This window comes from Amycolatopsis solani (assembly GCF_033441515.1).
GTDB classification, from domain to species: Bacteria; Actinomycetota; Actinomycetes; order Mycobacteriales; family Pseudonocardiaceae; genus Amycolatopsis; species Amycolatopsis solani.
This window is the reverse complement of the sequence record NZ_JAWQJT010000002.1, coordinates 1,342,545-1,363,498: the sequence shown is the minus strand read 5'-3', so window position 1 is coordinate 1,363,498 and position 20,954 is coordinate 1,342,545. Positions and strand designations below refer to the sequence as shown.

The following is a 20,954-nucleotide window of genomic DNA, read 5'->3' as shown; positions in this document are numbered from 1 at the left end:
ACAATGAAGTTCACCAGAGGAATCGCGGCGCTGGCGGCCGCGGGGCTCGTGCTCACGCTTTCGGCGTGCGGCTCGAGCCAGAAGACCGCGGACCAGGCGGCGGCGTCGAGTGCCGGCGCCGAGGGCGGCCTGGTCGGCGTCACGATGCCGACCAAGTCGTCGGAACGCTGGATCCACGACGGCGACAACATCAAGTCGGCGCTGGAGAAGCTCGGGTACAAGGTCGACCTGCAGTACGCCGAGAACGACATCCCCACCCAGGTGAACCAGATCGAGAACCAGATCACCAAGGGCGCGAAGATCCTGGTCATCGCCTCGATCGACGGCACCGCCATCACCACCCAGCTGCAGGAGGCGGCCGACCGCAAGATCCCGGTCATCGCCTACGACCGGCTGATCCGCAACTCGCCGAACGTCGACTACTACGCGACCTTCGACAACTTCAAGGTCGGCGTCGAGCAGGCGAACTCGCTGGTCAAGGGCCTCGGCAACGGCGCCGGCCCGTTCAACGTCGAGCTGTTCGCCGGTTCGCCGGACGACAACAACGCGACCTTCTTCTTCAACGGCGCGATGTCCGTGCTCAAGCCCCTGATCGACAGCGGCAAGCTCGTCGTCAAGAGCGGCCAGACCGACTTCGCCCGCGCGGCCATCCTGCGCTGGGACCCGGCCACCGCGCAGCGGCGCATGGAAGACCTGCTCACCAAGACCTACACCGGCGGCGCGAAGGTCGCGGGCGTGCTTTCGCCGTACGACGGCCTGTCGATCGGCATCCTCTCGGCGCTGAAGAGCAACGGCTACGGCACCGCCGGCCAGCCGTACCCGATCGTCACCGGGCAGGACGCCGAGGTCGCCTCGGTCAAGTCCATCATCGCCGGTGAGCAGTACTCGACGATCTTCAAGGACACCCGCATCCTCGCCGACACCACGGTGAAGATGGCCGACGCGGTGCTCAAGGGCGGCAAGCCCGAGGTCAACAACACCAAGGACTACGACAACGGCAAGAAGGTCGTCCCGTCCTACCTGCTGCAGCCGGTGACCGTGGACAAGGCCAACTACCAGAAGGAACTCGTCGACTCGGGCTACTACACGGCAGGTCAGCTGAAATGACCGAACTGCTCGGCATGCGCGGGATCACCAAGACCTTCCCCGGGGTCAAGGCGCTGTCGGACGTCACGCTTTCCGTGCGCCGCGGGGAGATCCACGCGATCTGCGGGGAGAACGGCGCCGGGAAGTCCACCCTGATGAAGGTGCTCTCGGGCGTCTACCCCCACGGGAGCTACGACGGCGAGATCACCTTCGACGGGGACCGGTGCGAGTTCGGGTCGGTGCGCGACAGCGAACGGCGCGGGATCGTGATCATCCACCAGGAGCTCGCGCTGTGCGGTCAGTTGTCGATCGCGGAGAACATCTTCCTCGGCAACGAGCAGCAGAAGCGCGGCTGGATCGACTGGAACCGCACCAACCACGAGGCCGGCGCGCTGCTCAAGCGCGTCGGCCTCGCCGAAAACCCGACCAGGGCGGTGCAGGAGCTCGGCGTCGGCAAGCAGCAGCTGGTCGAGATCGCGAAGGCACTGTCCAAAGAGGTCCGGCTGCTGATCCTCGACGAGCCCACCGCGGCGCTCAACGACGAGGACTCGGCGCACCTGCTGGACCTGCTGCGCGGACTGCGTGACGAGGGCGTCACCTGCGTGATCATCTCGCACAAGCTCGGTGAGGTGACGGCGATCGCCGACACCGTGACGATCCTGCGCGACGGCCGCACCATCGAAACGCTCGACGCGGCCGGGCTCACGGAGGAGCGGATCATCACCGGCATGGTCGGGCGCGACCTCGAACACCGGTTCCCGCCCCGGGAGCCGGACATCGGCGAAGAGGTGCTGCGGATCGAGGACTGGACGGTCTACAGCCCCAACCAGCCCGACTGGCTCGTGGTCGACCGCGCGTCGCTTTCGCTGCGGCGAGGGGAGATCGTCGGGCTGGCCGGGCTGATGGGCGCGGGCCGCACCGAGCTCGCGATGAGCGTTTTCGGCCGGTCCTACGGCAAGAACATCTCCGGGCGGATCCTCAAGCACGGCGAGGAGATCGACGTCCGGACGGTGCGCGACGCCGTCCGCCACGGCATCGCGTACGCCACCGAGGACCGGAAGCGCTACGGGCTCAACCTGATCGAGGACATCCAGCGCAACGTGTCCGCGGCGGGGCTCGGGAAGCTGGCGAAGCGGGGGTGGGTGAACGAGCACGCCGAGCACGACACCGCCAACTCCTACCGCCGTGACCTGCGGATCAAGGCGCCGAGCGTGCAGAGCGTGACCGGCAAGCTCTCCGGCGGCAACCAGCAGAAGGTCGTGCTGGCCAAGTGGATCTTCACCGATCCGGACGTGCTGATCCTCGACGAGCCGACCCGCGGCATCGACGTGGGCGCGAAGTTCGAGATCTACACGATCATCAACGAGCTGGCCGCGCAGGGGAAGGCCGTCCTGGTCATCTCCTCCGAGCTGCCGGAGCTGCTCGGGCTCTGCGACAGGATCTACGCGCTCTCGGCGGGGCGGATCACCGGCGAAGCCACGCGCGAAGAAGCCACCCAGGAACTGCTGATGCAGTACATGACTAAGGAACGGGAATGACCACGACCGAAGCGCGGCCCGACGCGCCCCCGGTTGAGCGCTCCAAGCGGAGGATCTCGATCAACCCGCGCCAGAGCGGCATCTACGTCGCGTTCGCGCTGATCGTGGTGCTGTTCGAGGTGCTCACCGGCGGCGCGCTGCTGGAACCGCAGAACATCTCCAACATCATCGTGCAGAACAGCTACGTGCTGATCCTCGCGATCGGGATGATCCTGGTGATCATCTCCGGGCACATCGACCTGTCCGCCGGTTCGGTCGTCGCGATGACCGGCGCGGTGTCGGCGGTGCTGATGGTGAACTGGCAGCTCCCGTGGTTCTGGGCGGTGCTGATCACCCTCGTCGTCGGTGCGGTCATCGGCGCGTGGCAGGGCTACTGGGTCGCCTACTTCGGGATCCCGGCGTTCATCGTCACGCTGGCGGGCATGCTGGCGTTCCGGGCGCTGACCCTGACGGTGCTGGGCAACCAGGGCATCGGGCCGTTCCCGGACGCGATCCGCACGCTGTCCAACGGCTTCACCGACGGCTACCTCGGCAACATCGGCCTCGGCCCGCTGGGCGGCGCCGACCTGGTCTCGCTGCTCGCGGGCGTGGCGGCGGTGGCCGGGATCGCGTTCACCCAGTGGCGCAAGCGCGCCGGGCGGCTGGGCTACGGCCAGGACGTCGACCCGCTGCCGGTGTTCGTGCTGAAGATCGCCGGGATCGCGGTGCTGGTGCTCGCGCTGGTCGTGCAGCTGGCGCGGTTCAAGAACCTGCCGTGGGTGCTCATCCTGCTGGCGGTGCTGGTGCTCGGCTACTCGCTGGTGGCCGGCAAGTCGGTGTTCGGCAGGCACATCTACGCCGTGGGCGGCAACCTGCAGGCCGCGACGCTGTCCGGCGTCAAGGTCAAGTCGGTGACGTTCTGGATCTTCGTCAACATGGGCGTGCTGGCGGCGCTGGCGGGGATCATCTTCGCGGGCCGCCTCAACCAGGCGGGCCCGACGGCGGGCGTCAACTTCGAGCTCGACGCGATCGCGGCGGCGTTCATCGGCGGCGCGGCGGTCCAGGGCGGCGTCGGCAAGGTGGTCGGCGCGATCACCGGCGGGCTGATCATGGCGGTCATCAACAACGGCATGTCCCTGATCGGCGCGCCGAGCGAGCGGGTGATGCTGGTGAAGGGCGTTGTGCTGCTGGCCGCGGTGGCCTACGACATCTGGACGAAACGCCGCGCGGCTTCCTGACCCCGCCGCACCGGTCGTGAGTGTTTAGGGCGGTTCTAACCGCCCTAAACACTCACGACGCTCTACTGGCGGCAGGTGCGGCCGGTGTTGATGCAGTTGACCACCTGGTTCATCAGGCGCTGGCCCATGACGTTGGCGAAGTCGTCGTGGTCCGAGCGCGGGTTGTGGCTCTCCTGCGGGAAGGCGTCCACTTTGTACTGGCCCTTCACCTGGATGTCGTGCGGGATGTCGTAGACCAGCTTGATCACCAGCTGCGGCACGTTCTTGAAGCCCTGCGGGCACTTGCCCTGCTGGTCGGCGAACACGATGTGCGTGCGGTGGTTCGCGCTGTCGATGTTCTTGCCGTCCCAGCAGTTCGGGAACGCGTGGATCCGCTCGACCCGGCTGTTCTGCGGGCAGATCGGGTAGTGGTCGGTCAGCCGGTCCTCGAACCCGGTGCACGTCCAGCTGGGCCGGGCGTTGGCCGGGCCGTTGGTGCTCTGCTTGGCGTCGCCGTAGAGGACGCGGAGGAACTGCGGCATCGCCACGACCTTCCGCGCGCCGCCGCTGGTGAACGTGATCGTCGCCGACCGGACGCGCTGGATCTCGCCGTCGTTGCCGGCCAGTTCGTTCTGGTCGTTGACGCCCGGCAGTTCGGTGGCCTGGCCGCCGCCGCTGTTCTGGCCGCCGTTGTCGAGCCCGCCCTGGCCGTTCTGCTTGAGCACGCACGCCGCGAGCCCGCCCAGGTCCGTCGGCTTCGCCGCGCGGCGGCCGATCGCGATGGCGATCCGGTCGATGGTCGCCGCCCGCTTGTCCTTCAGCGGGCCGACGACGGCGTTCTGGATGTCCTGCGGTGTCTTGAGGTCACCCTTGGCGATCCGCGCGTTGGCTTCGTCGATCTGCTTGTCGAGCAGGTCGAGGTTGCGGTTCACCTCGTCCATCGCCTGGTCGGGGACGTCGGGGAGCTTGCTGGCGACGTCCGGGCAGTCGACCTGGGTGCTCGCCTTGTCCTGGGCGCTGCCGGCCCGGTCGGGCTGCGTGGCGGGCGGGTTCGCCTCCTCTTCCTCGCCGGTGTCGATCCGGACGACGGGCCAGAAGTACGCGGACTTGTCGCCGTTCTTGCAGGTCGTCCCGGCCTTCGAGAGGCTCTTGTTGTTCGAATCGGCGTTCGTCGAGAGGTTGCCGACGTAGTCGTGGAGGTGCTGCGCGCCATTGCGGATGCCGGGCTGCGCGATGAAGTTGTCGGGGTTGAAGTGCTGGTTTTCGTTCCGTCCGCAGTCGACGGTGAACGTGCCGCGCGCGCCCTGCTTCTGCAGCGCCTTGTTCACGTTAACACCGCTGGGTACCTTCGCGATGTCGAGGAAGAACGACGGGTCGGCCTCGTCGGCGCTGGCCTCGCCGGTGCGCCCGGCGGTGGTCGCGACGACGATGCCGCCGACGGCGAGCGCGAGTGCGAGGCCGCCGGTCGCGATCTTCGTGCGGCGGGTGATGCGATGCCTGCCCGTGGCGGGGGTGCGGGTGGTTTTCCGGGCCATGGTCACCTCGTTCGGTTTTCCGGGCACGCCGGGGAAAGCTGCGTGCCCGGTGGGGAGACGCGCGGAACCCGGGGGAGTGCCGCCGCGTCCGGGGCACTGGTTCCGGCATTGGCAGGAACGGCCCTGTTCGGGGGCTGGTTCAAGCAGCGCGTCCCGCGTTACCGTTTCGTTATTTATGGAAGGTGAACAAAGTTCACGTCTTGCCGTGTGATCGCTAACATCGCCCCCATGCCCCTGGACGACGGCTCCTCGCTCGCCCACCAGGGCACGCTCGGCGTGATCGCGACCGGTTCCACCGCCTCCGGACCGGCCCTGAACGGCCTCCGTGCGGCGGCCCGGGAGCGCGGATACTCGTTGACGGTCTTCAGCGTCCCGGATCACGGCGGCGCGGCGGTCCCGGCCGCGGTGGCCGGCCTGCGGCTGCAGGGCGTGGCGGGGATCGTCGTGCTGGACGGGCGGTTCGCCCCGGACCCGGCCCCGCTCCCGCTCGTCCCGGCGGCGTCGACCGACCAGTACGCGGGCGCGCGCCGCGCCACCGAGCACCTCCTGGACCTCGGCCACCTGACGGTCTGGCACCTCGGCGGCCCGGAGGACGGCCCCGCCGCCCGCGCCCGCGAGCGGGGCTGGCGCGAAACCCTGGAGCGCCACGGCGCCGAGGTCCCCCCGGTGGTCCGCGGCGACTGGTCGGCGAAGTCCGGCTACCGGGCGGGCCAGTCCCTGGCGGCCGAACCCGGCGTGCGCGCGGTGTTCTCGGCCAACGACCACATGGCCCTGGGTCTGCTGGCGGCGTTCGCGGAAGCGGGCATGAGGGTCCCGCGAGACGCCCACGTGGTCGGTTTCGACGACGTCCCCGAGGCGGCTTACTACGCCCCGCCGTTGACGACGGTCCGCCAAGACTTCGTGGCGGCGGGCCGCCAGACCCTGGCAGCGTTGGTGGCCCGCATCGACGGTGTCGCGGGCCCGGCGCGGGGGACGGTGGAGGGGGAGCTGGTGGTCCGGGAAAGCAGCCGCTGCCTCAAAGCGGTTTAAAGCGTGAGCCGGTCACCCAGTTCGCGGATGTGGTCGGCATTCCCGCAGTCCAGATCCAGCTGACGCCGCCGCTCCGCCACGAACGCCCGGCCCAGCCCCGTCCGGTCCGAAGTGGACATCGTGCGGCGCAAGTCGTTCAGCAGTCCGCGTTCCTCCCCGCGCACGTGCGCGTCCACGACGTTCTCCAGGTCCGGCAACGCCTTCTCGAAGTCCTCCAGCACCGCCAGCAGATCTTCGGCGAACGGTACGCCGGGGGAGTCCGGCCGGACGATCCGCTCGGTCGCCGTCGCGTGGGCGACCAGCAGTGCCGCCAGTTCCGCGAGCAGGGACTCACGGTCGGCTTCGGTGTTGCGGAGGTCGCGCAGCAGCTGCTCGAACCGGCGGTGGTCGGCCAGCAGGACCTCGACCAGGTCGGAGCCGGGGGCGGCCGCCGCCGGGCCGGGGCGCATCCAGCCGAACGTCAGCTCCACCGCCTGGCGCCAGTGGCCGTACTCGGACGACCGGCGGGCCGGGTCCATCGCCGGCAGCCATTGGCCGGCCCGGTGCCAGTTGCGGCGCAGTCCCTCCAGGTCCGGCCAGTACCCGACCGACAACCCGGCCGCGTACGCCGCGCCGAGGGACACCGTCTCCGCCACCATCGGGCGGACCACCGGGACGTCCAGGACGTCGGCGAGGAACTGCATCAGCAGGTTGTCGGCGGTCATCCCGCCGTCCACCTTCAGCGACGACAGCGCCAGCCCGGAGTCCGCGTTCATCGCGTCGACGACCTCGCGGGTCTGCCAGCCGGTCGCCTCCAGCACCGCCCGCGCCAGGTGGCCCTTCGTGATGTACGACGTCAGGCCGGCGATCACGCCGCGGGCCTCGCTGTGCCAGTGCGGCGCGAACAGCCCCGAAAACGCGGGCACGATGTAGCAGCCGCCGTTGTCCTCGACCGTCCTGGCCAGCGTCTCGATCTCCGGTGCGCTGCCGATCAGCTCCAGCCCGTCGCGGAACCACTGCACCAGCGACCCGGTGACGGCCATCGACCCTTCCAGCGCGTACACCGCGGGCTCGTCGCCGATCTTGAAGCCGACTGTGGTGAGCATGCCGTGGGTGGACAGCACCGGCGTCGGGCCGGTGTTGAGCAGCAGGAAGCTGCCCGTGCCGTAGGTGCACTTCGCCTCGCCGGGCGCGAAGCAGGTCTGGCCGAACAGCGCGGCCTGCTGGTCGCCCAGCGCGGCGGCGATCCGGATGCCGGGGACCACCCGCGACGTCGTGCCGTAGACCTCCGTCGAGGACCGGATCTCCGGCAGCATCGCGCGCGGGACGTCGAAGAAGTCGAGCAGCTCGTCGTCCCAGGCCAGCGTGCGCAGGTTCATCAGCATGGTGCGCGAGGCGTTGGTGACGTCGGTGACGTGCACGCCGCCCTCGGCCCCGCCGGTCAGGTTCCAGATCAGCCAGCTCTCGATGGTGCCGAAGAGCACGTCGCCGCGCTCGGCGCGCTCGCGCAGGCCCGGCGTGCGGTCGAGCAGCCAGCGGATGCGCGGCGCGGAGAAGTACGTCGCCAGCGGCAGCCCGCACAGCTGCCGCACGCGGTCGGCGCCGGGCTCGCGGGCGAGCTGCTCGAGCATGGCGTCGGTGCGGGTGTCCTGCCAGACGATGGCCCGCCCGACCGGATTGCCGGTCCGCCGGTCCCACAGCACGGTGGTCTCGCGCTGGTTGGCGATCCCGAGCCCGACGACCTGCTCGGCGGTGGCGCCGGCGTCGGCCAGCGCCTGCGGGACGATCCGCGAGAGGTTCCGCCAGATCTCGACGGCGTCGTGCTCGACCCAGCCGGGCCGCGGGAAGTGCTGCTGGTGCTCCCGCTGCACGACCGACACGAGCCGGCCGCGGGCGTCGAACAGGATGCACCGGGTGGAGGTGGTGCCCTGGTCGATGGACATCACGTACCGCTGGACCACGTGCTCACCTCCGTGCCGGCCGGGCCGGGTGGCCGGCCCGGCGAAGTCCTGCTGTGCTCGCGGCCGGCAGCGAGCCGGGAGGTCGCGAATGACTCATTCGCGGCCTCCGGCGTCCCGAATGAGTCATTCGCGACGCCGAAGCCAGGCCGGCCGGGTCCATGCCGAGCACTCCCTTCACCATCGCGACGCGCCCAGGTCACGCGACACCGCGCGCGCCGCGTCGCGGACGTGGCCCAGCAGCCTCGGGCTGGGGCTGCCGTCCGGTTCGCAGATGCGCTCCACCGCGCCGGACACGCCGATCGCGCCGACCACGATGCCGCCGTGACCGCGGATCGGCGCCGCGATCCCGGCCTCGCCCGAGATCATTTCGCCGTTCTCCGCCGCCCAGCCGGCTTCGCGTACCTTCGCACACGCCCGTTTGATCGCCGTCTGGGTGACCAGGGTGCGGCGAGTGTAGGACTCGGCGTCGGCCTTCAACGTCGTGTCGTAGGCCAGCAGCACCTTCCCGAGCGCGGTCGCGTGCAACGGCAGCAGCGTGCCGACGTCGAGGCTCTGCAGGCTGTCGTCGGGGCGGAACACGTGGTGCACCACCAGCACGCGGCCCTCCAGCGGCGCGCCGATCCGGACGGCCTCGCCGCTGCGGGCTGCCAGCGCGTCCGCCCAGTTGATCGCCCGGGAGCGCAGCTCGTTGACGTCCAGGTAGCTCGTGCCCAGGTGCAGCAGCGCCGCGCCGAGCTGGTACTTGCCCGTGTCGCGGTCCTGCTCGACGAACCCGACGCCCTGCAGCGTGCGCAGGATCCCGTGCGCCGTCCCCTTGGCCAGTTCGAGGGATTCGGCGATCTCGCCGACACCCAGACGGCCGGTGCCGCGCGCCAGCAACCGCAGGATCGCGGCGGCGCGCTCGATGGACTGGATCGGACCGGGCACGGCGCGACCCTAACCCGACCGGCCCTGATTCGACAATGTCGAACATCCACATCGGCCGTTCGACAATGCCGACCGCCGTCCGTTGACCACCCCGAAACCCGAACTTAACTTTCATCCACCAGGGGGAACAACGGTCCTTTGTGGAGGAAAGCAATGGTGCGAAACCTCAAGGCCCGCGGGCTCGGCGGCGAGATGGCCGCCGAGTTCGTGGGAACGATGATCCTCATCCTGTTCGGGTGCGGGGTGGTGGCGCAGGTCGCCGCCGCGGGCATCGGGGACCACGACAGCATCGCCTGGGCCTGGGGGCTCGGCGTCACGCTCGGTGTGTACGTCGCTTCGCGGATCAGCGGCGCGCACCTGAACCCGGCCGTGACCATCGCTCTCGCGGTGTTCAAGGGCTTCGAATGGCGCAAGGTCGCCCCCTACGCCGTGGCGCAGACCGCCGGCGCGTTCCTCGCCGCCCTGCTGGTGCGCTGGAACTACACCGAGGTGCTCAACGCCAAGGACCCCGGGCTCACGATCAAGACCCAGGGCGTCTTCTCCACCCTGCCGGGCAACGGCACGCTCCCGGTGGGTGACTGGGGCGCCTTCCGCGACCAGATCATCGGCACCGCGATCCTCCTGATCGTGCTCTTCGCCATCACCGACCTGCGCAACACCTCGCCGGGCGCGAACCTGGCCCCGGTCGTCGTCGGGTTCCTCGTCGTCGCCATCGGCATGGCCTGGGGCACCAACGCCGGCTACGCGATCAACCCCGCCCGCGACTTCGGCCCGCGCCTGGCCTCCTGGCTGACCGGCTACGACACGGCGTGGTCCGACCAGTACGGCTTCCCCTACTGGTGGATCCCGATCGTCGGACCGATCATCGGCGCCCTCGTCGGCGGCGCGGTCTACAAGTACCTGATCGAGCGGTTCCTGCCCGCCGGGGACCCGCTGGACGCCATGCCCGCCAAGGACCTCGAACCCGCCAACTGAGTGAGGAGAACACCGATGCCTGACTACGTCGGCGCCGTTGACCAGGGCACCACCAGCACCCGGTTCATGATCTTCGACCACGGCGGCAACGAAATCGCCCGCCACCAGCTCGAGCACGAGCAGATCCTGCCCAAGCCGGGCTGGGTCGAGCACGACGCCACCGAGATCTGGGAACGCACCCGCTCGGTCATCGCGACCGCGCTCAACAAGGCCAACCTGACGCACGGCGACCTGGCCGCGCTCGGCATCACCAACCAGCGCGAAACCACCGTCGTGTGGAACCGCCGCACTGGCCGCCCGTACCACAACGCGATCGTCTGGCAGGACACTCGCACCGACCGGATCGCCTCCGCGCTGGAGCGCGCGGGCAAGGGCGACGTCATCCGCCGCAAGGCCGGCCTGCCGCCCGCGACGTACTTCTCCGGCGGCAAGCTGCAGTGGATCCTCGAAAACGTCGACGGCGTGCGCGAGGACGCCGAGAAGGGCGACGCGCTCTTCGGCACCACCGACTCGTGGCTCATCTGGAACCTGACCGGCGGCCCGGACGGCGGCGTGCACGTCACCGACCCGACCAACGCGTCGCGCACCATGCTGATGGACCTCGAAACCCTCGACTGGGACGACGAACTGCTGTCGTTCTTCAACGTCCCGCGCGCGATGCTGCCGGCGATCCGGCCGTCGTCGAACCCGGGCTTCTTCGGCACCACCCGTGCGGACGGCCCGCTCGGCGGCGAGGTCGCCATCACCGGCGTCCTCGGCGACCAGCAGGCGGCCACCGTCGGGCAGGTCTGCTTCCGGCCCGGCGAGGCCAAGAACACCTACGGCACCGGCAACTTCCTGCTGCTGAACACCGGCCAGGAACTGGTCCGCTCGAAGCACGGCCTGCTCACGACGCTGTGCTACCAGTTCGGCGACGAGAAGCCGGTCTACGCGCTGGAAGGCTCGATCGCCGTCACCGGCTCGGCCGTGCAGTGGCTGCGCGACCAGCTGGGCATCATCAGCGGCGCGTCGCAGAGCGAAAGCCTGGCCCGCCAGGTCGAGGACAACGGCGGCGTCTACTTCGTCCCGGCGTTCTCCGGCCTGTTCGCGCCGTACTGGCGCTCCGACGCGCGCGGCGCGATCGTCGGGCTCACCCGCGCCACGACCAACGCCCATCTCGCGCGGGCCACCCTGGAAGCGATCTGCTACCAGACCCGCGACGTCGTCGAGGCCATGCAGAACGACTCCGGCGTCACGCTCGACGTGCTGCGGGTCGACGGCGGTGTGACCGCCAACGAGCTGTGCATGCAGCTGCAGGCGGACATCCTCGGCGTGCCGGTGTCGAAGCCGGTCGTCGCCGAGACCACCGCGCTCGGCGCCGCCTACGCGGCCGGGCTGGCCGTCGGCTTCTGGCGGTCCACCGACGAGCTCGAACAGAACTGGAACGAAGACAAGCGCTGGACGCCGTCGTGGGACGACGACCAGCGCGCCGAGGGCTACGCGGGCTGGCAGAAGGCCGTCGGCCGCACGCTCGACTGGGTCGATGTGGAGTGAGGATCCGATGAAGAGGAGTTCGGTGGAAGCCGTGCCGCTGTCCCCGCTGTACCGGGCGGAGACGCTGAAGCAGCTGGCGCGCGAAGAGGTCGACGTGCTGGTCGTCGGCGGGGGAGTGACGGGGGCCGGCGTCGCGCTCGACGCCGCGTCCCGCGGGCTCTCGACCGCGCTGGTCGAGGCGAGGGACTTCGCCGCCGGCACGTCCAGCCGGTCGTCGAAGCTGATCCACGGTGGCCTGCGCTACCTGGAGCAGCTCGACTTCAAGCTGGTGCGCGAGGCGCTGAAGGAGCGCGGGCTGCTGCTGCAGAAGCTGGCCCCGCACCTGGTGCGGCCGGTGAAGTTCCTGGTCCCGCTGCAGCACCGGGTGTGGGAGCGCGGCTACATCGGCGCCGGCGTCACGCTGTACGACACGCTCGGCGGCGCCCGCGCGCTCCCGCGGCACCGGCACCTGTCCAAGCGCGGTGCGTTCAAGGCGGCGCCCGCGCTGGCCGACGACGCGCTGATCGGCGCGATCCAGTACTACGACGCCCAGGTCGACGACGCCCGCCACACGATGACGATCGCGCGGACGGCGGCCGAGCAGGGTGCTTCGGTGCTGACGCGGGCTCGCGTGACGTCGCTGCTGCGCGACGGTGAGCGGGTCGTGGGCGCGAAGGTCGTCGACCGCGAGAGCGGCATCGAGTTCGAGATCCGCGCGAAGACGGTGGTCGCCGCGACGGGCGTGTGGAGCGACGACATGGCGGCGGCGGCCGGGATCCCGGCGCCGTTCACCGTGCGCGCGTCCAAGGGCATCCACCTCGTGGTGCCGCGGGAGAAGATCGACCTCGACACCGGGCTGATCCTGCGCACCGAAAAGAGCGTGCTGTTCGTGATCCCGTGGGGCCGCCACTGGATCGTCGGCACCACCGACACCGAGTGGGACCTCGACCGCGAGCACCCCGCGGCCAGCCGCGCGGACGTCGACTACGTGCTGGAGCACCTCAACAAGGTGCTCCGGACGCCGGTGACGCACGACGACATCGAGGGCGTGTACGCGGGTCTGCGCCCGCTGCTGGCGGCGAAGGCGGCCGCGACGACGAAGCTGTCGCGGGAACACGCGGTGGCGCACCCGGTGCCGGGCCTGGTGATCGTGGCCGGCGGCAAGTACACGACGTACCGGGTGATGGCCGCGGACGCGGTCGACGTGGTGGTCGAGGACGTCGGCCGCCCGGCCCCGCCGTCGTGGACCGACCGGCTCCCGATCGTCGGCGCGGACGGCTACCACGAGCTGTGGGACGACCGCTTCGGCGTCGCGTCGCGGGCGGGCCTCACGGTGCCGCAGGTGGAGCACCTGCTGCAGCGCTACGGCACGCGGATCTGGAACCTCCTGGACCTGATCCGCGACGAGCCCGACCTGGGCTCGCCGATCCCGGGCGCGTCGGAGTACCTCCGCGCGGAAGCGGTGTACGCGGCTTCGCACGAGGGCGCGCTGCACCTGGAGGACGTCCTGACCCGCCGCACGCGTATCTCGATCGAGGAACGCGACCGCGGCGTGACGGCGGCGCCCGAGGTGGCCGCGCTGATGGCCCCGGTGCTGGGCTGGGACGCGCACCGCACCGAGCGGGAGGTGGCGAACTACCTCGCGCGCGTCGAGGCGGAGCGCTCGGCCCAGGAGGCACCCGACGACGAGGCGGCGAACGCCACCCGCCTCGCCGCCCCGGCCCTGTTGCCGAGTTGATCCGGCGTGCTCACGGAGCCGGCACGCAGCCGAGCTCCGTGAGCACGTACCGGGCGTTGGCCGAGATGACCGGGTTCGTGTGCCGGTAGTACGGCAGCTGGATCAGCGCCATCGACAGTGCGCGCCCGCGGCCCCGGGCCCACGTCGCTTCGTCGGCACCGACGGCGGAGCGGAAGAGCGGACGGGTGGCCGCGGTCAGCAGGTTCCACGCCGGGATCAGGTCGCACGCCGGGTCGCCGAGGCCCGCGGTCTCCCAGTCGAGGACGCCGGTCAGGCGGCCGTCGCGCAGCAGGAGGTTGCTCGGCATCAGGTCGGCGTGCACCCAGCACGGCGGCCCGGTCCACTGTGGAGCGTCGAGCGCCGCCGCCCAGTCCGCCAGTGCCGCCGGCGCGTCGAACGGCTCGCCCGTGCGGTCCAGTTCCGCGATCGCCCGGCGGGTCGCGTCGTCCACCGCGGACAGGGGGCCGCCGCGGTAGGCCGGGGGACCGGACGCCGGGTGCGCCCGCAAGGCGAGCACGAACTCCGCCAGGTCACCGGCCGGTGCGGGCTCGCCCTCGACCGCCGGTGAGCCCTCCAGCCAGCGGTGCACCGCCCACGGCCACGGGTAGCCCTCGGCCGGCTCGCCCCGCGCGACGACGGCCGGGACCGCCACCGGGAGCTCGCCGAGCGCCGCGAGGACCCGCTGGTCCCCAACGCCGGCGGAGGCGAGGGGGAGCCGGACCGTCAGGTCGTCACCCAGGCGGTAGACGGCGTTGACCGTGCCGCCGGACGCCAGAGGAGTGAGGGGCAGGCCGGCCCACCGCGGGAACTGGCCGTCGACGAGCCGGCGCACCAGCGCGGTGTCGATCGCGTGCTCGTCGGCGTGCATCCGGGCCATGCACCCACCGAACCACCCTCGTCAACGCGATATCCGTGACGCCAGGCACCCCGGATTGCACGGTGATGCATCGCCGTGCATAATCATTCGCATGTCCAAGGTGCTCACTTCCCTGCCCGTCGGCGAGCGTGTCGGTATCGCCTTCTCCGGTGGCCTCGACACTTCCGTAGCGGTCGCGTGGATGCGCGACAAGGGCGCGGTGCCCTGCACCTACACCGCCGACATCGGCCAGTACGACGAGCCCGACATCGACTCGGTGCCCGGGCGCGCCGGCCAGTACGGTGCCGAGATCGCCCGGCTGGTCGACTGCCGGGAAGCCCTCGTCGAAGAGGGGCTCGCGGCGCTGACCTGCGGCGCGTTCCACATCCGCAGCGGCGGCCGCAGCTACTTCAACACCACCCCGCTCGGCCGCGCGGTCACCGGCACGCTGCTGGTGCGCGCGATGCTCGAGGACGACGTCCAGATCTGGGGCGACGGCTCCACCTACAAGGGCAACGACATCGAGCGGTTCTACCGCTACGGCCTGCTGGCCAACCCCTCCCTGCGGATCTACAAGCCGTGGCTCGACGCCGACTTCGTCACCGAACTCGGCGGTCGCAAGGAGATGTCGGAGTGGCTGGCCGCGCACGACCTGCCCTACCGGGACAGCACCGAGAAGGCCTACTCCACCGACGCGAACATCTGGGGCGCGACCCACGAGGCGAAGTCGCTGGAGCACCTCGGCACCAGCATCGAGATCGTCAAGCCGATCATGGGCGTGGCGTTCTGGGACCCCGAGGTCGAGATCCCGGCCGAGGACGTCACGATCGGCTTCGAGCACGGCCGGCCGATGACGATCAACGGCAAGGAGTTCGCCACCGCCGTCGACCTGGTGCTGGAGGCCAACGCCATCGGCGGCCGCCACGGTCTCGGCATGTCCGACCAGATCGAGAACCGGATCATCGAGGCGAAGAGCCGCGGCATCTACGAGGCGCCGGGCATGGCGCTGCTGCACGCCGCCTACGAGCGGCTCGTCAACGCGATCCACAACGAGGACACCCTCGCCAGCTACCACAACGAGGGCCGCCGCCTCGGCCGCCTGATGTACGAAGGCCGCTGGCTGGACCCGCAGGCGATGATGCTGCGCGAGTCGCTGCAGCGCTGGGTCGGCACCGCGATCACCGGCGAGGTGACGCTGCGGCTGCGGCGCGGCGAGGACTACTCGATCCTCGACACGACCGGCCCGGCGTTCAGCTACCACCCGGACAAGCTGTCGATGGAGCGCACCGAGGACTCGGCGTTCGGCCCGGTGGACCGCATCGGCCAGCTGACCATGCGCAACCTCGACATCGCCGACTCGCGCGCGAAGCTGGAGCAGTACGCGAGCCTCGGCATGGTCGGCGGCTCGAACCCGAAGCTGATCGGCGCCGCCCAGGCCGCGTCGACCGGCCTGATCGGGGCGATGCCGGAGGGCGGCGCCGAGGTGATCGCTTCGCGCGGCAAGACCGACGACGTCGAGCTGCTCGACAGCGCCGCGATGGAGTTCGGCACGGACTGACCTCGTGAGTGTTTAGTCGGGTTCTAACCCGACTGAACACTCACGAGCCGCGCGGCGTCAGGGGACGAGCACGACCTTGCCGGTGACCGTGCCGGATTCGGCCAGTGCCAGCGCTTTCGCGGCTTCGGTCAGCGGGATCCGCGCGGCGACCTGCGCCTTGAGCTGTCCCTTCGCCGCCAGCGCGAAGACGGCGGTGAGGTCTTCGGCGAGCCGCGCGCGGAACCGGGCGAGGTTCCGCTTGCCGCCCCAGACGTTGTAGAAGTGCGCCCGGCGCCGGTTCGGGGCGACGTTCCACCACAACAGCCGGGCGACCAGCTTCAGCACCGCGGGCTTCGGGTTGCCGCCGGTGTCCTTCGTGGACGCGCTGCCGTAGGCGAGCAGGGCGCCGCCGAGCGCGAGCAGGCGGAACGAGTCGACGATGCCGGGGCCGCCGACGTGGTCGAAGACGGCGTCGACCCCGCCGGGCGCCAGCTCGCGCACCCGGGCCGGGACGTCGCCGCGGTAGTCGAGCGCGGTGGCACCGAGCGCGGTCACGGCGTCGAGGTTGCGGGCCGAGGCGGTGCCGATCACGGTGATGCCGGCCGCGCGGGCGAGCTGCACGAGGGTGGTGCCGACGCCGCCGCTCGCGCCGTGGACGAGGATCGTGCCGCCCGCCTTCACCTTCGCGTGCCGGTGCAGCATCTGATAGGCCGTGATGCCGTTGACCACGAACGTCTCCGCGTCGGCCGCGTCCAGCCCGTCGGGCACCGGCACGAGGTCGGCGGCGGCGACGGCGAGGTGGCTGCTCCAGCCGCCGATCTTGGTCATGGCGGCCACCCTGCGCCCGACCAGCGCGGCGTCCTCGGCCTCGAGCACCGTGCCGACGACGTCGTAACCGGGCACGAACGGGAACGGCGGCTGGTCGTAGTACTTGCCGCGCCGCATCTGCTGTTCGGCGAAGGAGATCCCGGTCGCTTCGACGCGGATCAGGGCTTCGCCGGTCTTGAGGGACGGCAGCGCACGGTGTTCGACGCGGAGACCGTCCGGCTCGACGAGGCCGGGGAGGACGATTTCGGTGACGGTCACGGTAGTTCCTTCCGAATGTGAGTGACTGGTCAATCACTCGGCGGGCGTGAAAAAGGAATAGGCTGGTCAGGGGTCAGTTTTTGCCGGGGTGGCGGATGCCGGCGGAGAGGACCGCGGCCCACTCGCCGGTGTGCTCGTCCAGGTCCAGGGTGGCGATCAGGTGGCAGAGCTGGCCGTAGGCGATGAACCGCTGCACCTGCTCGGCCTCGGCGCCGGAGCGGGACAGGGCGAACTCGGTCACCTTCGCCAGCCCGCGCCGCACGGCGTCGGCGATCTCCGGCGTGTCGGCGGCCGACTGGGCGTGCACCTGCAACATGAGCAGATTCCGGTCGGCGATCAGCTCGGCGTAGGCGCCACCCATTTCGTAGAGGACCTTGTCGGGGTCCTCACCGTCGGCGCGGGCGGCCCCGTTGGAGAGGGCGTGCGTGACGAGTTCGTAGCACCGATCGAGCGCGGCGACGAAGAGGGAAACCTTGCCGGGGAACAACTTGAAGACGTAAGCGGGGGAGATGTCGGCCCGTTCGGCCACCGCGCTGATCGGCGTCCCGTGGTACCCGCCCCGCGCGAACTCGGCGATCGCGGCGTCGACGACGACGTCCCGCCGGGCGTCGGAGGTGGAGAGGGTGGCACCGCGTTTCGTCATGTGAGTGACTGTACACTCACTCTTGTCGGCGAAGCAAGCCCCCGGTGGTCCTCACGCCGAACCGGCGCCGCTGCACTGGCGGACGATGTCCGCGGTGAGCGGCCCGCCTTCGGGGCACAGGACGACCGCGCGCAGTCCCGCGTCGACGGCGAGTTCGCGCAGGTGCGGCGGCAGGCACTCGGACGCCCACAGCGGTTCGACGATGCCGCGGATCGCGTCCGGCGAGGCTTCGAGGAGGTCTGCGACGGACGGCCAGCGAATCCGGAGGATCGTCCAGAGTGCCAGGACATCGGACGGCACGGTGTTCTGTTCGAGGGTGCGGACGGAGCGCAACACGTTGTAGGTGTTGAGGAACTTCTTGATCGTCCGGGGATTGGCCTCCAGGAGCGGCAGGAACTTGCTCAGAGCGTGGTCGGTACGGGTACGTGTCTGCGGTGACACGAGGGCGAGCGCGGCTCGACCGGCGAGTTCCTCCCTCGCCGGCGGACTGGCCGCGCTGACCACCCGCAGGATGGCGGCCTCGTCGTCGACCCGGGCGATCTCGGCCTTTCCCGCTTCGACCTCGAGCCTGACCCGTTCGGCGGATGCCGGGTCCGCCACGTGAAGCAACTGGTCGAGGTAGGCGGCGCGGGCCCGGGCACTCGGAGCCGGTACCGGCACGGTGAGCTGGAAGATCTTGTCCAAGAAGAGGTGGCCGAGCGAGGAACCGGGCGCCGGCACGCAGTCGTGGAAAGTGGGGAACGAGTCTTCGTAGCTCCGGCGCAACCAGGCGCCGTCCGCGGCGACGACGAAGTAGGCCGCTGCGCGTTCCTGAGCCTCGGTCGTTCGTCGCGAGTGGTCGCGAACGAGAGTCTGCACCGCGTCGAGCAGATCGACGACGTAGGTTCCTTGGCACCGGTCGAGGTCGTCGATCAAGACGAGCACCGGTCTGCGGGAACGGTGCAGCAGCCAGCGGAAGTGAGCCGCCACCTGGTCCATCGGGTTCGGGTTCGACTGCTCGAAGAGCCGGGCGCCGCGCGCGGAGTCCCAGAGGAGCAGTTTGGCTGCCACCCGGGCGCCGGCCCACAGCAATCCCGCCGCTCCGAGCAGGGTGGTGAGCGTCTTCGCCAGCGTCGCCATGGCCTCGGTCCCGGGCACGCGGGGCAGCACGAACGCCGCGAGCACGCCGATGGAGGTGATCAGCAGCAGTACGGCGAGGACGAAGGCGGAACCGGAGCGCCGAGCGCGAGCGATGGTTTCCGCCGCGCGGAGCCAAGCGGCGGAAACGCGGCGACGGTCGGAGGCGACCGCCTTGCGGGTCGCGCTGAGGAGCGCCCACCACGGCGGGCCGAGCCTGGACTGCCGCCAGGCATCGAAGGCGACGATCGTGAACTCGTGTTCCAGGCGTTCTTCGAGGAAGTTGAGCAGGGAGCTCTTCCCGACTCCCCAAGGTCCGTCGAGATGAACCAGGAAGGACGTCGACGGCTCCTTCCGGCGTACTTCGCGCAGTTGGCTCGCCAGTACCTCGGCGAGTGGCGCGCGATTCAAGTGGTCTTCCCTCGCCGGTGCGTCCGTCGCCCAATCGACCTTGGTCTCCGGTTCCGGCCGTCCCGCCTCGACCGAGGCGGCGGCTTCGATGTCGACGTCGCCCGCGAGTTCAGCGGTGGCCCGCTGGAGGAGCTCTCGGGGAGCATGCGGCGTTCCAGGTGCGCGGGCGAAGACGAGTTTGCCGGTCAGTCCGGTGAGCCGGCTCGGTGTCTGGAGGAAGCCGTCGCCCTTGCTCGCCTCGACCACGCTGCTGTGCAGGAAGTCGAACAGCTCGTCCACATCGATCGTCCCGTCGCCGTCGAGGTCGGCGGCGCCGGTGCGCAGCCCTTCGATCAGTGCGTCGGTGAAAACCGAGCCGGAGGCCGATGCCAGGGACTTGGAAGGTGCGAAAGCGTGTTGGTAGGCGCCCGAGGAGCAGATGACGACCCAGCCCGTGCCGCCGATGTCCGGGTCGATCGCGGCCGGGTGGGCCTGCAGGCTGCCGAAATCGTGCTGGAAAGCACCGGCGAACGTGCAGTCCAGGATGATCACGATCGCGAGGCAACGACTCGTTCTCACGGCTTCGCCGAGGAAGGTGGCGGAGACGCCGGTCGCCGCCAAGAGTTCGCTGCGGGTGTCTGTCGCGGCGAAGTACAGCCTGCCCTCGACGTCTTTGATCCCATGGCTGCAGAGGTACAAGGTCCGCAGCTCGTCGGGGCGCGCCGAGGCGAAGAACTGCTCGATGGCGATCCGCATCCCGTGGCTGGCCGGGTTGACCACGGTCTCGACTTCGTAGTCGCCGACCTCCGGGTCGGCCAGCAGCTCGGCCAAGGCGGGCGCGGCGGGGAGCGGAGCCAGGTCCCGGTCGTCGAACCGGCCGACCGAAATCACCATCGCTTCCCGCTTCGCCATCGTCCACCTCCCGCCACGAAAGACGCCGTGTCGCGAGATGAGTCGCCGGAGGTGTCGCCGCTGTAACGGCTCCCGACGCGAAACGCCCGCCGTGTCCACAAACTGGCCGGCGGGCGTTTCGACGGGAAGGCTCAGACGCCCGCGGTCTGCGAGATCCAATCCCGGTACTTCGTGATGTTGATGTAGGCGGTGTAGGACTGGCGGTCACTGGTCGAAGCCACGCCGACCTGCTTGCCGTTCGCGTACATCGGGCCGCCTGAGTCGCCGCCCGCGGTGATGCCGTCGCCGCGGTTCGCGCAGACCGAGACGCCCGCCGCGCCGTCCGGGCAGTCGATCGAGCTGACGCTGACCTTCGCGACCTTCAGCAGCTGGGACTGGCACTCGATCTCGGGCTTGTCGGTGCACGTCGCGCCCCAGCCGTAGACCTCGGCCTGGTCGCCCACCTTGACGTCGCCCTCGCTGCCCAGCGGCGCGTAGTCGGTCTGCACCTGCTGGTCGATCTGCACCAGTGCGATGTCCGAGTCCGGCGCCTCGTGCACCGAGGTCGCGTTGACCGTGGTGCCCTTGGTCTGGTCGAGGTCGCCGACGTGGAAGCTGATCGGCTGGCCGTCGGCACCCTGCGTGCAGTGGCGGGCGGTGAGGATCCAGTCCGGCGCGATGATCGTCGCCGAGCAGATCTCCTGGCCGCCGGCGAACATCCGGGCCGCGGAGTGGAGCGAGTCGGCGTTGCTGCCGTCGATGATGGCCGGCTGGGCGGCCAGGGCCGGCGCCGCGGCCACGAACGCCGAAAGGAAAACACCGGAGACGACTACGCCGGTTCGCGCGATACGCACTTTACGATCAACCTCCAGCCGCGGACCGGGGTCTCGCGGTGACGGGGTGGTCAAGGACACACCTACCGTCACCGTTGTGGGTGATTCTCCGAAACCCGCCGATAG

The 20,954-nt window shown here is 70.2% G+C and carries 16 protein-coding genes; 8 read left to right on the top strand and 8 right to left on the bottom strand.

Going from position 1 to position 20,954, the window contains the following annotated elements:
* Positions 1–3 precede the first annotated feature (3 nt).
* The 3 genes from chvE to mmsB are packed head-to-tail and all read left to right on the top strand — an operon-like array spanning position 4 to position 3,841.
* Positions 4–1,107: a multiple monosaccharide ABC transporter substrate-binding protein gene (gene chvE, locus SD460_RS26825; protein WP_290056441.1), complete on the top strand. Its 1,104-nt coding sequence runs from the start codon at positions 4–6 to the stop codon at positions 1,105–1,107.
* Complete coding sequence (mmsA, locus tag SD460_RS26820; RefSeq protein WP_290056442.1) at positions 1,104–2,624, top strand: multiple monosaccharide ABC transporter ATP-binding protein; 1,521 nt, start codon at positions 1,104–1,106, stop codon at positions 2,622–2,624. Before chvE ends, mmsA begins: the two co-directional genes overlap by 4 nt.
* Entirely contained in the window at positions 2,621–3,841 is a 1,221-nt protein-coding gene (mmsB, locus tag SD460_RS26815; RefSeq protein WP_290056443.1) for a multiple monosaccharide ABC transporter permease, read from the top strand. Before mmsA ends, mmsB begins: the two co-directional genes overlap by 4 nt.
* Positions 3,842–3,903: 62 nt before the next feature.
* On the opposite strand, the gene SD460_RS26810 is transcribed toward mmsB, so the two are convergent.
* Positions 3,904–5,355, bottom strand: coding sequence for a DUF1996 domain-containing protein (locus tag SD460_RS26810; RefSeq protein ID WP_290056444.1), 1,452 nt, complete (start codon positions 5,353–5,355; stop codon positions 3,904–3,906).
* 228 nt (positions 5,356–5,583) lie between these two features.
* On the opposite strand from SD460_RS26810, the gene SD460_RS26805 reads away from it, so the two are divergent.
* A complete protein-coding gene (locus SD460_RS26805; RefSeq protein ID WP_290056445.1) occupies positions 5,584–6,384 on the top strand; it encodes a substrate-binding domain-containing protein in 801 nt (266 codons plus the stop codon).
* On the opposite strand, the gene glpK (SD460_RS26800) is transcribed toward SD460_RS26805, so the two are convergent.
* Together glpK (SD460_RS26800) and SD460_RS26795 are read right to left on the bottom strand one after the other, a co-directional pair.
* The gene (glpK, locus tag SD460_RS26800) at positions 6,381–8,324 is read right to left on the bottom strand and encodes a glycerol kinase GlpK (RefSeq protein WP_290056446.1); all 1,944 of its coding nucleotides are present in this window, start codon (positions 8,322–8,324) and stop codon (positions 6,381–6,383) included. The genes SD460_RS26805 and glpK (SD460_RS26800) overlap by 4 nt on opposite strands.
* A 174-nt stretch (positions 8,325–8,498) precedes the next feature.
* Positions 8,499–9,251, bottom strand: a complete 753-nt coding sequence (locus SD460_RS26795; protein WP_318306894.1) for an IclR family transcriptional regulator — start codon at positions 9,249–9,251, stop codon at positions 8,499–8,501.
* 153 nt (positions 9,252–9,404) lie between these two features.
* On the opposite strand from SD460_RS26795, the gene SD460_RS26790 reads away from it, so the two are divergent.
* The 3 genes from SD460_RS26790 to glpD are packed head-to-tail and all read left to right on the top strand — an operon-like array spanning position 9,405 to position 13,476.
* Complete coding sequence (locus SD460_RS26790; protein WP_290055859.1) at positions 9,405–10,226, top strand: MIP/aquaporin family protein; 822 nt, start codon at positions 9,405–9,407, stop codon at positions 10,224–10,226.
* Between the two features lie 15 nt (positions 10,227–10,241).
* A complete protein-coding gene (gene glpK, locus SD460_RS26785) occupies positions 10,242–11,759 on the top strand; it encodes a glycerol kinase GlpK (protein WP_290055860.1) in 1,518 nt (505 codons plus the stop codon).
* Positions 11,760–11,766: 7 nt separating this feature from the next.
* Positions 11,767–13,476 (top strand): glycerol-3-phosphate dehydrogenase, encoded by a 1,710-nt coding sequence (gene glpD / locus SD460_RS26780; protein WP_318306893.1) that lies wholly within the window; start codon positions 11,767–11,769, stop codon positions 13,474–13,476.
* 10 nt (positions 13,477–13,486) lie between these two features.
* Here glpD and SD460_RS26775 read toward each other — a convergent pair whose 3' ends face one another.
* Positions 13,487–14,353: an aminoglycoside phosphotransferase family protein gene (locus SD460_RS26775; RefSeq protein WP_290055862.1), complete on the bottom strand. Its 867-nt coding sequence runs from the start codon at positions 14,351–14,353 to the stop codon at positions 13,487–13,489.
* 91 nt (positions 14,354–14,444) lie between these two features.
* On the opposite strand from SD460_RS26775, the gene argG reads away from it, so the two are divergent.
* Complete coding sequence (gene argG / locus SD460_RS26770) at positions 14,445–15,890, top strand: argininosuccinate synthase (protein WP_290055863.1); 1,446 nt, start codon at positions 14,445–14,447, stop codon at positions 15,888–15,890.
* Positions 15,891–15,947: 57 nt separating this feature from the next.
* Here argG and SD460_RS26765 read toward each other — a convergent pair whose 3' ends face one another.
* From SD460_RS26765 to SD460_RS26750, 4 genes are all read right to left on the bottom strand, one after another.
* Entirely contained in the window at positions 15,948–16,955 is a 1,008-nt protein-coding gene (locus SD460_RS26765) for a medium chain dehydrogenase/reductase family protein (protein WP_290055864.1), read from the bottom strand.
* Between the two features lie 73 nt (positions 16,956–17,028).
* Positions 17,029–17,598 (bottom strand): TetR/AcrR family transcriptional regulator, encoded by a 570-nt coding sequence (locus tag SD460_RS26760; protein ID WP_290055865.1) that lies wholly within the window; start codon positions 17,596–17,598, stop codon positions 17,029–17,031.
* A 51-nt stretch (positions 17,599–17,649) separates the two neighbouring features.
* Entirely contained in the window at positions 17,650–20,175 is a 2,526-nt protein-coding gene (locus tag SD460_RS26755; protein WP_318306892.1) for a P-loop NTPase fold protein, read from the bottom strand.
* A complete protein-coding gene (locus SD460_RS26750) occupies positions 20,148–20,849 on the bottom strand; it encodes a S1 family peptidase (RefSeq protein WP_290055867.1) in 702 nt (233 codons plus the stop codon). The genes SD460_RS26755 and SD460_RS26750 overlap by 28 nt, the downstream gene beginning before the upstream one ends.
* Positions 20,850–20,954: the final 105 nt, after the last annotated feature.